Source organism: Maribacter caenipelagi, assembly GCF_004364175.1.
Classification (GTDB): domain Bacteria; phylum Bacteroidota; class Bacteroidia; order Flavobacteriales; family Flavobacteriaceae; genus Maribacter; species Maribacter caenipelagi.
Genome location: NZ_SNZW01000020.1, coordinates 64172 through 77709, shown reverse-complemented (window position 1 = coordinate 77709; position 13538 = coordinate 64172). Strand labels below are relative to the sequence as shown.

Here is a 13538-nt window from a genome sequence, read left to right as displayed (position 1 = left end):
CAATATTCTTTTTTTTTTTAAACCACCGATCACTTGGACTCCGCTCAGCGACCGGTGATTTCAACTTTTTACCGTATCTAAATTAAAGGCTGGCAAATGCCTGCTCTAAATCAGCTTTTAAATCTTCAATATCTTCTAGACCAACGGATAAACGAATTAAATCTTGACCTACACCAGCTCCTTCTTGCTGCTCTGCTGTCAATTGTTGATGCGTGGTACTTGCAGGGTGAATGATCAATGATTTTGTATCACCAATATTAGCCAGCAAAGAAAAAATCTGTGTAGCATCGGTTACTTTCTTAGCAGCTTCAAACCCGCCTTTTAATCCAAAAGTAACAATTCCGCTTTGCCCTTTTGGCAAGTATTCTTTTGCTAATTCGTTGTACTTATTACTTTTAAGTCCCGGGTAATTTACCCATGCCACTTCTTCCTTACCTTCTAACCACGTTGCCAATTCCAAAGCATTTGCACTATGTTGCTTGATACGTACAGGTAGTGTCTCTAATCCTTGTATAATCTGGAATGCGTTAAAAGGACTCAAAGCTCCACCAAAATCACGCAAGCCTTCCAAAATCAATTTAAACGTAAATGCTGCTGCGCCTAATGCTTCGCTATACACCAAACCGTGGTAACCTGCAGAAGGCTCCGTAAATTCAGGGAATTTCCCGTTGGTCCAATCAAAGGTACCGGCATCGATAATTGCCCCACCTAATGAGGTTCCTTGTCCGCCAATATACTTTGTCAATGAATGTATCACCAAGTTTGCCCCATGTTCAATTGGGTTTAACAATGATGGAGTAGCTACCGTATTATCTACTATAAATGGAACACCTGCCGCTTTAGATTCTTTTGAAATCGCTTTTAAGTCCAATACATCTAACTTTGGATTCCCTAAGGATTCTACGAAAAATGCCCTTGTATTATCTTGTACGGCTTTTCCAAAATTTTCAGGATCAGATGCATCTACAAATGTTGTTGTAATACCAAATCTTGGCAAGGTAACATTCAATAAATTAAAGGTACCACCGTACAAACTGCTTGATGCCACAATGTGATCACCAGCTTTTAACAAGGTCAACAAACCTGTAGAGATTGCCGCTGTACCTGATGCAAAAACTACTGCTCCGACCCCACCTTCTACCGCAGCTAATCTGTCTTGTAATATTTGATTTGTAGGGTTATTTAAACGTGTGTATATAAAACCTAGTTCTTTAAGAGAAAATAAGTTTGCCGCATGATCTGTATCATTAAATACGTAAGATGATGTTTGATAAATTGGCACTGCCCTTGTACCACCATTGGTAGTTGTGTCGTGACCTGCGTGTAAAGCGTTTGTTGCTAATTTGTGATTACTCATGATTTTGTTGTTTTTAAAATTTTTTAAATTATTAAAAAGCTCATCCTAACCACACTTAAAATGTAATTAGGTAAAACCAAAAAGTTATAAGAAAGTAATATCGAAAAAAATCGATTACTGTTATCCTTCCCCTAAGGGTAGAATGTAGCACCTTCTTTGTATGGAACAAAGGGTTGCTAAGGTTTCAAAGGGTCTAATCCCTCCACCTTTCTTGATAACTATTCAATACGTGTGTGAACTTTGAGCTACAAATATAAAGGCAGAAAAACTTAAAAACCTAGTATTTTATGAAAAATATATAATTCTAGGCGATGTTGTTAGTTTTTTGAAGATCTTTAAAAAAGAAACAAGCGTGGTTCAAAATATTCTACAATTTCACTATAGATGATTTTTTTAATTTAAAAAAACTAGAAGCACACGTGTTCCAAACCTGCTCTCGATACATTTTCGGACTCCGATACTCTGTGCCCAAAAACACTCGAACTGATAAAGAGTTCCATTAACCATCTCCTTTACAACTTAAAACGAATGTCATTTCGAGTGGTTTTTACGACCTCTTCGGGAGGAAAAATTGTATCGAGAAGCTTGCTTGCTATAAGTTATTTTTCTAACGTACAATATTTACAACCTGAATAATACAAGAGGTTCTCGATACACTTTCGACCTCATGAAAAATGAGGTCGAAAGCACTCGAACTGACATTCTTACTGAGCGCACCCAGAACCGACAACCAGCAACCAGCAACCAATCTTACTTAATCATCCCAGCACTCTTGTACTTCTCAATATATTGCTGATCTTGCTCTGGGGAGTCTTTGTATTTTTTGCGAAGTGCCACCAAATTTTTCTTTAGTTTTTTAACGGTATCTGCATATGCAGGGTCATTATAAACGTTGTTCATCTCCTTCGGGTCTTTTAATCTATCATACAACTCCCATTCATCTACATCATAGTAGAAATGCACCAATTTAAATTCTTTGTTCACGATACCGTAGTGACGTTTTACCATATGAACCGACGGATATTCGTAATACTGATAATACACCGCATCACGTGTCCACTTGTCTTTTTCTCCTTTCAATAACGGAATCAAACTTTCCCCTTGCATATCACTTGGCGGAGTGATGCCTACAGCTTCCAACATGGTTTGTGCAAAGTCTAAATTCTGCACCATTTCATTTTCTACAGAACCAGGTGCCACTACATTTGGCCAACGTACCAATAACGGAGTCTTGAATGATTCGTCATATATAAATCGTTTATCGAACCAACCGTGTTCCCCTAAGTAAAACCCTTGGTCAGAGGTGTAAATTACAATGGTATTTTCTGCCAATCCGCTTTCATCCAAGTAATCCAATAATCGACCTACATTATCATCTACCGAAGAAATACTACCTAGGTAGTCTTGCATATACCTTTGGTACTTCCATTTCATTTTTTCGGTATCGTTCATCTTTGGCCAATTGTTGTAGAAGAAGTCATTAATCGAATCTAACACCGGATCATACAATGCTTTTTGTTCTGCGGTGGCACGGTTATAGGGACCATAAAATCCGTTCGGATATTCTTCTACCACAGGAAAAACCTTACCCTCCATTTTGGCCAAGGTCTCTGGTCTAATTTTACTATCATGACTATACATCATGTGCGTTAACAAATTCATCTCTGCCGTTTTTGCTGCCGTACCCCTATTGCTGTAATCATCAAATAGCGTTTCCGGTTCAGGGAAAGTTTTTTGTGTAAACTCCTTGAACTTATCCGCACGTGGCCACCATGGTCTATGTGGTGCCTTATGTAAGTACATCATCATAAACGGTTCGTCATTTGACGCTTCTTCTTTTAGCCACGCTAAAGAAACATCTGTAATAATATCGGTTACATACCCTTGTTTGGTAATGGTATCGCCATTAGTGACTATAAAATCAGGATTAATATAATGCCCTTGCCCTGGCAGAATCATAAACTTATCTACCCCTTTTGGGTTGTTCCCAAAATGCAGCTTTCCAAACATGGCTGTCTTATATCCGTTCTTTTTAAATAGTTGCGGAAATGTCACCTGTGTAGTATCGAACGGAAAGTAATTATCCACTTTTCCATTAATATGTGTGTGCTTACCCGTTAGAATAGTAGCTCTTGATGGCGCACAGATAGAGTTGGTAACACTGGCATTGGTAAACAGCATCCCTTCTTTTGCCAAACGGTCAATATTTGGAGTCTGGAGCAATTTGTCATCATACGCACTAATGGCTTGGTACGCATGGTCATCTGACATGATGAAAATGATATTAGGTTTTTTCTTTTTGCTTTTTTGAGCTTTCACATTAGTAGGTAGCAGGAAAAGTATGCCTGCTAGGACTAGAATTAGATTTTTCATTTTGGTTGTTGTTGTTAGTTGTTGGTTGTTGGTTGTTGGTTGTTGGTTGTTGGTTGTTGGTTGTTGGTTGTTGGTTGTTGGTTGTTGGTTGTTGGTTGTTGGCTAGGAAGTTAAAAGTAATTTTTAATCTTATAATGATTTTAATACCATGTAATAAGCTACTTTAATTCTTCCCCAATAAATTGACTATTGACAAATGCATTTTTAAATATTTGAAAGTAAGGTATTTGTGAAACAGTATAACTTTCATTATAATCTAAATTTGTTGTTTCAATATCATCTTCGAAATCTGTGACCCTCATTACTTCGCCAAGTACACCTAACTTACCTGAATTATAATCTATTTTATAGGAGATAGAAATATCCAATGCTTCATTCTTATAAATATACTTTTGACTGGTAGGAAATAAGTTAGAATTTTTAAAATCCACTATCATCACCAAATTACCTAAACTTATATTTGAATAAGTTCTCCTATCAAAAAACTGAATAAGAGGCTTGTACTTAATTAATTTATCTAAAGCAAGCAATAAATTGTGCCCACCATTCATGATTTTCGATAAAATTTTGAAAATTAAAAATATATCGGTGTAATTGGAATTTATAATATGTGATCCAAATTTATCAACCTTAATCGAACTATCGGTTATATGTAATTCAGATTTTAAAAAATTAATTAAACTCCTCATACTTAAACAATGTCCTTCAATTAAGTGCATTAATATAAATTTCAATTCACTTACTAAATAACCATTGCTGTTTTCAAATGTAATTTGACTTTTATTCTCCCCACTTACTTTTACACTTTTGAAAAACTTATCTAAACTCTCAGATATGACTTTAGTATAACTGTATTCAAAAACTTCATGTGTATAAAATTTATCTATATAACCTGAAAAATCAATATCAGAGCCATATTTACTATGAAAAATACCTCTGACATTGTTTATATCGCAGACTAGAATGATCTTATCAAAGCCAAATTTATTTTCATCTAAGTTATCCTGAAAATCCATATGAGCAGAAAAAACATTTAGAATTCTAAAGATATGTTCCGGATCAATTCTGTCTAAATCGTCAATTATTAAAACCGTTTTTTTCTTGGGGCTTTTTTTCTTTAAAGATTCAATTAATTTACTTAATAGTTCTGTAATTGTATTTTCTTCTCTATGAGTACCAGTATTTTCCGTGAAATTTTTTAAAAATGCGATAAGTTCTTTCTGCTCATTTTTCCCTATATCATCCTTATATTCCTCAATCTTTTTATTTAGTAATGTTACCGTACTTACAATTCCATCTATGCGACGGTCTATTTTTGAAAGATTAGAAATTAATAAGTGAATTATCTCCTTGTAATTGTGGAGTAAGTAATATTCACTGGCGACTTTGGCATCAATTTCAAATTTCTCGAAGCTCAAATCTTTTGAAAAAAGTTGATATCCAATATCAAACTTTACCAATTCAAAAATATCAGAATTTTGTGATACGGAATAATTAACAGGGTTAATTCTAATAGTTTCATATTCATCTTTTTTTTTAGCGAAAAATTTATTTAAAAAATACGTTTTTCCGATACCGAAAATTCCTGAAAAAATTAATCTTGAATTATCATCAATTTCTAAATGATTTAAAAATCTTTTCGATTCCTCTTCGATTGACAATTCTTTAAATTCCATTTTTTTATTTTTTTATAAACTATTTTCATTCCACTACTCCAACACAGAAAACTCAATACTAGAATCTGTGAATACGGTATGCGTTTGGGTTTTAAAGTCTTGCTCATCAGCTTCAAAGATATTGTCCACATAGGTCTGCGGATTTAAATCTATTAAAGGAAACCACGTACTCTGTACTTGCACCTGTAACTTATGCCCTTTTTTAACGGTGTGGAAAACGTCTTGTAATTTTATGGTGACATCGGTCTTTTCATTGGGTACAAACGGCTCTGGGTTGGCAAAGCTATTTCTAAAACGACCTCTCAACACCTCGCTACGTACCATTAAATGATAATTGCTCATTTTCAAATGATCTTGCATGCCATCGTAGTTTGGTTCATCAGCAGGGTGAACATCTATTATTTTTACGATCCAATCTGCGGCAGAACCTGTAGTCGCTACTTTCAGCTTAGCCAAAATATCACCCGCCAAGGTCATATCTTCTTCCATCACCTCGGTCTCAAATACCAAAACATCACTACGGCGAGCTGCAAAACGCTGATCGTCTGTCATATATTTTCTTGGCGTAAACACCGTTTTAATATCTTCAGAATAGGGTACCGGTTTTTTGATGTCACTAATAAATTTTACTTCCTCTACTCCTTTGGGTTCAGCGGTCAGTTCTTGACCGGGAGACAAATACATGTCTTTTTTCACTACTCCCGCCGGTGGCCATGTGTCATAGGTCTTCCAATCTTTTCTACCGGTATCAAACACATAGGCTTCCGGCAGCCCACTATTTTTATCCCCATCTCCTTTTAAGAAATGATCAAAAAATTTGGTTTCTATATGCTCTTGAAAAAACTCAGAAATACCGTCACCAAAGTAATAATTACCCACGGTATTCTGCCCTTTTCTTCGCGCCCAGCCACCGTGATCCCATGGTCCAAAAACTAAAGTGTTGTAATTTTCGGCATTGTATTTTTCAATGTTCTTATAGGTTTCTAAAGGTCCGTACAAATCTTCGGCATCGAACTCGCCAGCAACAACCATGGTTGCTACTGTTGGTTTTACATCCTTTAAATGTTGTATCAACCCTCGACTTTGCCACATTTCATCATAATTAGGGTGTTCTTTAAGCTCGTTCCAGAAATAATCATCGGTAACACCTTCTTTTGCCATACGCGGCGTATCGGCAGTTTCGTATTCAAAAAAACGGTCTAAATTCTTTAGCGGACCTTCATCTAAAAAGAATTGATACTGATCTTCCGTTGGTAAATCAGGCAGTGTATACCATGCCGTATCTATAGGTTTATCTCCGTCCGGTCTTGGCGTACCAAATAATGATGTTGCCCTAAAATAGCTCAACAAATACGCTCCGTTATGGTGAAAATCATCAAAAAAGAAATCGGCAATACTTGCCTGTGGTGAGGCAGCCTTTAACGCCGGGTGGGCATCGACTACAGCATATGTAGAGTAAAAACCAGGATAGGAAATTCCCCAAATACCCACATTACCATTATTGTTTTCTACATTGTTTACCAACCATTCTATAGTATCATAAGTATCTGAACTTTCGTCGATATCTTTTTCTGATTTTTTATCTGGATTAAAAGCACGCATGTTCTCATAATGACCTTCGCTTAACCAACGCCCACGAACGTCTTGGTAAACGACAATGTAGCCATCTTGCATCATGTGAATATTAGGTGCTATTTTGGTTTTAAAATTTCCTTCTCCGTACGGTTGTGAACTATACGGCGTTCTCTGCATGATAATAGGGTATTCTTTTGAAGTATCTTTTGGAGAATAAATTGTAGTGTGAAGATTGATGCCATCTCGCATGGTGATATCAACTTCTTTTTTAGTGTAGTTGTCTTCTACATAGGTTTCAGAGACCTCTGCATTTGCTACTTTCGGAGCTGTTTTTCTACAGGAAACAATTACTGTAACTAGTAAGAAAAAGGTGAAAAAGTGTTTGATGGTAATCTTTGGCATGTCTTAAGAATTTGAATTCTTAAAGCTAAGAAAGTTTAGCCGATAATTGCCAATGTAATACAGATGAGATGACCTAAAAATTACATATTTTGGGTACTACTAATACACAGATAGCTTCTACCGATACCTAATGGGGGAAGTAACCTGTTGGCTGTATATTCTAAAATAGAAGATTGCTTCTCCCGATAGTCATCAGAATAGCAATGAAGCTAAGAACTTATATCATGAACAACTTTCTCATTAACATAAGTATGCCAGAGAAAAAATCGCTTTTGTATTCTTGAACAGTAGTCTCTTGAAGTAGTTGTTTTTTCATTCGGTTAGTGTTTAGCGGGATGGAATTTAATCAGAAAAAGGAATTAATGCAACTGTTTTTTCAGATTTTTCAATTTCAAAATCCTGACTTACTTTTACCGAACGATATTCGGTTTTCGCGGTATCAAAAACTACAAACCCAGAAATAAGATCAGTGTCTTTTGCGCACGATTGTACTATAATACTCAGCACAATAGCTAAGAGAAATCGGGGTAATTTAATCATGGCATTCGTAGGTTAAGTTATATTTTTAATAGGTTTTTCAAAGACTCCGTAACTTTAAACAGTGTAAGAACAGGCTGAATTTTGGGGCTTCAACTTGTACTTGACGCTGTCCGTTTTTGTTTGTATTATTACTATGTATTTCATCTTTTGTAGGTGGCGAGATTTGGGATTCTCTATTTATTACATTTTAAATATACGTAATCTTTTTCCTACAAAATAGATTTTGTGGTCAAAGTGCACTTACCTGTTGTGAAGGGGTGTTAATTGGCTTGTGAGGTGATTTTAAGGCAAAAAAAAATGCCCCGTGAAACACGAAGCATTTATATACTATTCATTGTGCAGTGAGTTGGCAATGCCGTTATAAACTAAACACTGACTTGATTTCTGCTACTTTATCTAACTTTTCCCAAGTGAACAATTCCACCTCTTTTTCTATGCGACCGTTGTAAGGCGATTCAAATACTTTGGTAATAGTTCTTGGTTGTTTACCCATGTGTCCATATGCAGCAGTTTCCAAATAAATTGGGTTTCTAAGCTTCAGCCTATCTTCTATAGCAAAAGGTCTCATATCGAACAGCTCAGCAACTTTTCTTGCAATTTCACCATCACTCAACCCTACTTTAGATGTTCCGTAGGTATCCACATAAATAGAGGTTGGCTCTACAACACCAATCGCATAACTTACCTGTACCAAAATCTCCGTTGCTACACCTGCAGCCACTAAATTCTTTGCTGCATGACGTGCTGCGTAAGCTGCACTACGATCGACCTTACTTGGGTCTTTACCACTAAAAGCACCACCACCGTGGGCTCCTTTACCACCATAGGTATCAACAATAATTTTACGACCCGTTAAACCGGTATCTCCATGAGGTCCGCCAATTACAAATTTTCCTGTTGGGTTGATATGATACTTGATTTGATCATCGAACAACTTCTGAGTATCTGCAGGCAATTGTGACTTTACCCTTGGTATCAATATTGAAATAATGTCGGACTTAATCTTCGCCAACATTTTTTCATCATCAGCATCAAAAGCATCGTGCTGTGTAGATACTACAATTGTATCTATACGTTGTGGCTCATTAGCATCTGAATATTCTATAGTAACCTGTGCCTTCGCATCTGGTCTTAAATAAGAAATCTCTTTGTTCTCACGACGCATTTCTGCCAAAGTGTGTAGAATTTTGTGCGAGATATCTAATGCTAACGGCATGTAGTTCTCGGTCTCGCTAGTTGCGTAACCGAACATCATACCTTGATCACCTGCACCTTGCTCTTCTTTTGAACCACGGTCTACACCTTGGTTAATATCTTGAGACTGCTCGTGTATCAATGATATAACGCCGCAAGAATCGCCGCTGAACTGGTATTCTCCTTTGGTATATCCTATTTTATTGATGACTTCACGGGCAATGTTCTGTACATCTAAATAGGTATCACTTTTCACTTCCCCAGCTAATACTACTTGACCAGTGGTTACTAATGTCTCGCAAGCAACTTTACTTTCTGGATCAAAGGCAAGAAAATTATCTAATAACGCGTCACTGATTTGATCCGCAACTTTATCCGGATGTCCTTCACTAACAGATTCTGATGTAAATAAATATGGCATAACAATCTTTTTTTTTCAAAGGATTTGAATGAATGCCGAAAAGAAGTGTAATGCGAAGCGATATCAACATCAACTGCTTTAGCATTTTTTTCGCTTTATACCCTAAGGCTAAAACAGAGGTTGCAATCAGTCAAATCCCTCCTCACTTTTTTAATTCAGATGTAAAAATAGAAAAAATGTTCTGTTCAAATCTTAATATGATGTTATTTATTGACTCAATTAAATGAATTGATAATTCTTGCTCTAAAACTGCTAGAATTAAAGATCATACTTCACAGATAATAATAAATACCTAGGTTGTACAAAATAGGCTTGAGTACTAAAGAATAATTCGTTGGTACTATCTCTATTTAACGTCGTAGTGTTTAATAAGTTTGTTCCTTTTATACCGTATTCCCAACGGCTATCTTTCTTTTGGTATGTTAAGTCAGATTCCAGAAAACTATAAGTATTAGAGATAGTATCTGCATCATCGGTATAATTATAATAATCATAATCTACCGTAAAAACGAAGTTCTTTAAAAAACTGGCATCGAAACGTGCATAGGGTCTGCTAGTATAAAATGTTGTTTCTAAATCTCCATTTTCATAGTTATTCACCGTATATCTATACCCCAATTCTAAATTAGGTGCATCTTTAAAATTAGTAGAAAGCGCACCCGTATAATTCTGCGTCAATGAATTTGATGTGCGTTGCTCATCATCAACAAGGTTATTTGTCGTAGACCAACCTAAATTACCTTGTACAGATGCTTTTATTTTACCAAAAGTGCGCTCATATTTTCCACTTGCGGTTAAAGATTCGTCATCAAAATTAGAGTTGATAGTACTACTTACTCTATTAATACCAATAATATTTACACCGCTTTTTAAGGCATCTATTCTTTTGGTATACGCTATGTTAGCAAAAATATTGGTAAAATTGAACATATTGAAGCTGAAGAAATTTAGCGACACATTATGGTTCAACGCACTTTCTAAATCGCGATTACCGCTATACAACGAATTGTAATTATTGAGCACATAGCCTTGAGCAAAATTACTAACATCTGTAAACGAACGAGTTACACGATAATTAAAACGAAGATTCTCAGATTTCTTCAGTTGTGCGTTAATATATAGGTCAGGCAGCAAAGACGTTAAATTATCTTCTACAACAGTACCTAATTGCTCATTCTTTACATTAAACTGATGAAGCGTTACACCGGGATTAAAAGTGAATATCCCTGAAATAACTTTGTAATGTAAACCCGCATAAATATCAGATATATGAAAACCCACTTCATTACCAAACTCATCGCCGTTCATATTTAAAACACCTTCATTATCTAATATCTGAAAAATGTTCGAATTGAAATTTTGATTGCTTTGTGTAGTACCTAAAGTTAGATTAATGTTACTCTTTGTTCCAAGAACTCTGTAATAATCTACCTTGGCATCGACCTTATTGGTGACTACGGTTTTTGACTGATTGATATTATATAAATCTTGATTCTCATCTACCGGAAAAATATCTACAAAGGCAAACTCGTTACGTATCGCTTCATAAAAAGGGTCTTCATCAGCATATAAATATTGTGCTTCCACAGCAAATATATTTTTCTCATTTAAAGTATAGTAAATATTTAAATTCTGATTAACTGATAACGGTTTCTGCTTTTTTACTTCAGCAATTTGATCGGTAATCGATGAAATAGAAAGTACATCTACCTCTTCATTATCATCAGACTGTTTTAAAAGCACATCATAATCTAACTGAAAATCTTCATTTGGTTTGTATTTCGCACTTAATTTCGCCAAACCTAAATGTATGGTCTGATCTGTATTCGTGGTCGTACTTTCTACATCGTTACTGGCTATATATGAAGTAATTCCTTCAGATTTCATGAGTGTACCTGTGTATGAGTAAATTCCGAATCCGCTTAGGTCTAAACCTTCTATTGGCGCATAACTAAAATTAGCTGCTGCAAATTTGGTGTCAATATCATTCGCCCTATTATTCTGTGCCGAAGAAAGCCCTAATGCATCTGTACCTGTAGAAATGGAGCTTCCTCCCCTAGAATTTATATTCCTGAATCCGCCTGTAAAATTCCTATAATCATTACGGGTAAAGGGCACTTCTCCAATATTATTTAAATCGGTGATAATATTTATACTGTATTTAGGACTGTAGTAAAATAACTTTGGATGCGCCAAATACCTATCATCAGGTCCGTAACCTGCCGTTAACTCTCCGAACCAAAAATTCTTTTTTCCTTCTTTTAGCTTTATGTTCAAAGCCACATTATCATCGTCATTGGTAAGACCTTTCATTTGAGAAACCTCATTGAAATTACGCAACACTTCTACTTTACTTAAGGCATTCGCCGGAATATTCTCTACCGCCAACTTCGTATCTCCATCGAAAAAATCTTTACCTTCCACCATGATCTTACTCACGGTCTTACCCTCTACTTCTATTTGACCATCATCGTTTATTTCTATACCAGGAAGGTTTTCTAGCACATCTTTTAGTTTCTTTTCGGTACCCGATACAAACGAATCGGTATCATAAACTATAGTATCTCCTTTTACAGAAACAGGCATTTCATAGGTAACATCAACCTCATCTAATTGCGCCGCTTGTTCTTGCATTACAATATCTTTGACAGCGTCATTTTCACCAGCCGTCATTGTGAACGATTCTGGTTTAAAACCGAGATAACTTATTTTTACCGTGTATTGCTGACCAGACTTTAGTTTTAACTTAAAAAGTCCAGCATGGTTGGTTATCCCATAAGATTCCAATCCTTGTGTTGCCGTATTTATCGCAATTACGTTTGCCATATCGACACCAACACCTAGGCTGTCTTTAACAGTACCCGATAATGCTATTTCTTGAGCTGAGCCAACGAAAACCACCAATAAAAGCAGGGTAATAAGTACTTTATTTCTCATGTGATAGCTATAAAAAAGAATAAATTATGAAGTACTATATTTAATTCGGTCTACCGCCACCACGACCGCCTCTGTTTCTAAAATTTTCACGCATCTCTTTCATCTTCTCTTGAGAGATTTCATCATATTCAGCTTGCGTTACCTTTTTACCTTTACTTGGTGCTTTTATTTCTATTTTATCTGACGGATTCATGGTAATCTCTGAACATACAATGGTAGTGATATCATCGTTTATCGCTAATATTAAACCAGGTAATCCCCAGTAAAGCCCAGGACCTTGATTTATTGGAATTTCAGGTGTATACCATGCTACAATCTCTACTTCTTTTACCGTAAATTCTTCTTCTTTTTTCTCCTCGTCTTTATTTTCGTCTTCCCTACCCGGTCTTCTGAAAATCGCACTCATATTTGGTCGCTTAATAGTCTTTGTAGCTGTTGCCTTAAATGCAGTATAATTGCCTATTGTTTTAGACTCACTGCCCATTTTCCATTCTAATGTTTCTAGCTCATCAACAATTAAGAATATTTTACCTAGCAGCTCATTCTTTATCAAATACCGTTGATCTTTTATATTTTTATACAGATCGCCATCTGTACCTGCCATCCCCCCAAAACGCGGACCACGACCTCCACCTCTTTCGCCTGGTTGTTCTAACTTTTCTTCTTCTTTGTAAATTGATGCTGTTTGATTGAAGTTGAGTATAAAGGTCTTTTCATTTGCCTTTTTTATACGTTCCATCATGTCTTTCTTTCTATCCTCTGGTATATTTCTATTACCAAAATCGAAATTCACCTGTGTCTTGCTTTGGTATATCGCTTTACCTTGATAATCTTGCGCTTGTACTCCCAAGCCTATAAAAACAATTACAAATCCTATCAAGCACTTATATCTCATCATGTTTGTTGTATTAGAATGATTGTTTGACATTGCTTTTTGCCAAAGGTTTAATTGAACAATGCTAATAAATTGACTTCTATCTATTTTTTTTATGCCATACAACAAATATGTTTTTACTTCCTATAGTTATCTCGTATCTTGTACCATCGTATTTCTCTTGAAAAC

8 protein-coding genes and 1 riboswitch are annotated in these 13538 nt (G+C 35.8%); all 8 genes read right to left on the bottom strand.

The features are described from left to right. Positions 1-82: 82 nt before the first annotated feature. The 8 genes from DFQ03_RS18305 to DFQ03_RS18270 all read right to left on the bottom strand — a co-directional run bounded on the left by DFQ03_RS18305 (position 83) and on the right by DFQ03_RS18270 (position 13373). Positions 83-1357: an O-acetylhomoserine aminocarboxypropyltransferase/cysteine synthase family protein gene (locus DFQ03_RS18305; RefSeq protein WP_133674679.1), complete on the bottom strand. Its 1275-nt coding sequence runs from the start codon at positions 1355-1357 to the stop codon at positions 83-85. A 117-nt stretch (positions 1358-1474) separates the two neighbouring features. Next, positions 1475-1578, bottom strand: a riboswitch (SAM riboswitch). Positions 1579-2107: 529 nt separating this feature from the next. Next, on the bottom strand, positions 2108-3730 hold the full coding sequence (locus DFQ03_RS18300; RefSeq protein WP_133674678.1) for a sulfatase family protein: 1623 nt from the start codon (positions 3728-3730) through the stop codon (positions 2108-2110). Between the two features lie 158 nt (positions 3731-3888). Continuing rightward, on the bottom strand, positions 3889-5406 hold the full coding sequence (locus DFQ03_RS18295; RefSeq protein WP_133674677.1) for a P-loop NTPase fold protein: 1518 nt from the start codon (positions 5404-5406) through the stop codon (positions 3889-3891). 33 nt (positions 5407-5439) lie between these two features. Further along, the gene (locus DFQ03_RS18290; protein WP_133674676.1) at positions 5440-7383 is read right to left on the bottom strand and encodes a CocE/NonD family hydrolase; all 1944 of its coding nucleotides are present in this window, start codon (positions 7381-7383) and stop codon (positions 5440-5442) included. A gap of 342 nt (positions 7384-7725) precedes the next feature. Next, positions 7726-7923 (bottom strand): hypothetical protein, encoded by a 198-nt coding sequence (locus DFQ03_RS18285; protein ID WP_133674675.1) that lies wholly within the window; start codon positions 7921-7923, stop codon positions 7726-7728. Between the two features lie 358 nt (positions 7924-8281). Then, on the bottom strand, positions 8282-9538 hold the full coding sequence (metK, locus tag DFQ03_RS18280) for a methionine adenosyltransferase (RefSeq protein WP_133674674.1): 1257 nt from the start codon (positions 9536-9538) through the stop codon (positions 8282-8284). 258 nt (positions 9539-9796) lie between these two features. After that, positions 9797-12475 (bottom strand): TonB-dependent receptor, encoded by a 2679-nt coding sequence (locus DFQ03_RS18275; RefSeq protein ID WP_133674673.1) that lies wholly within the window; start codon positions 12473-12475, stop codon positions 9797-9799. 40 nt (positions 12476-12515) lie between these two features. Continuing rightward, positions 12516-13373 carry a GLPGLI family protein gene (locus DFQ03_RS18270; protein ID WP_317128199.1) on the bottom strand — a complete coding sequence of 286 codons (858 nt, stop codon included), beginning with the start codon at positions 13371-13373 and terminating at the stop codon, positions 12516-12518. Positions 13374-13538 lie beyond the last annotated feature (165 nt).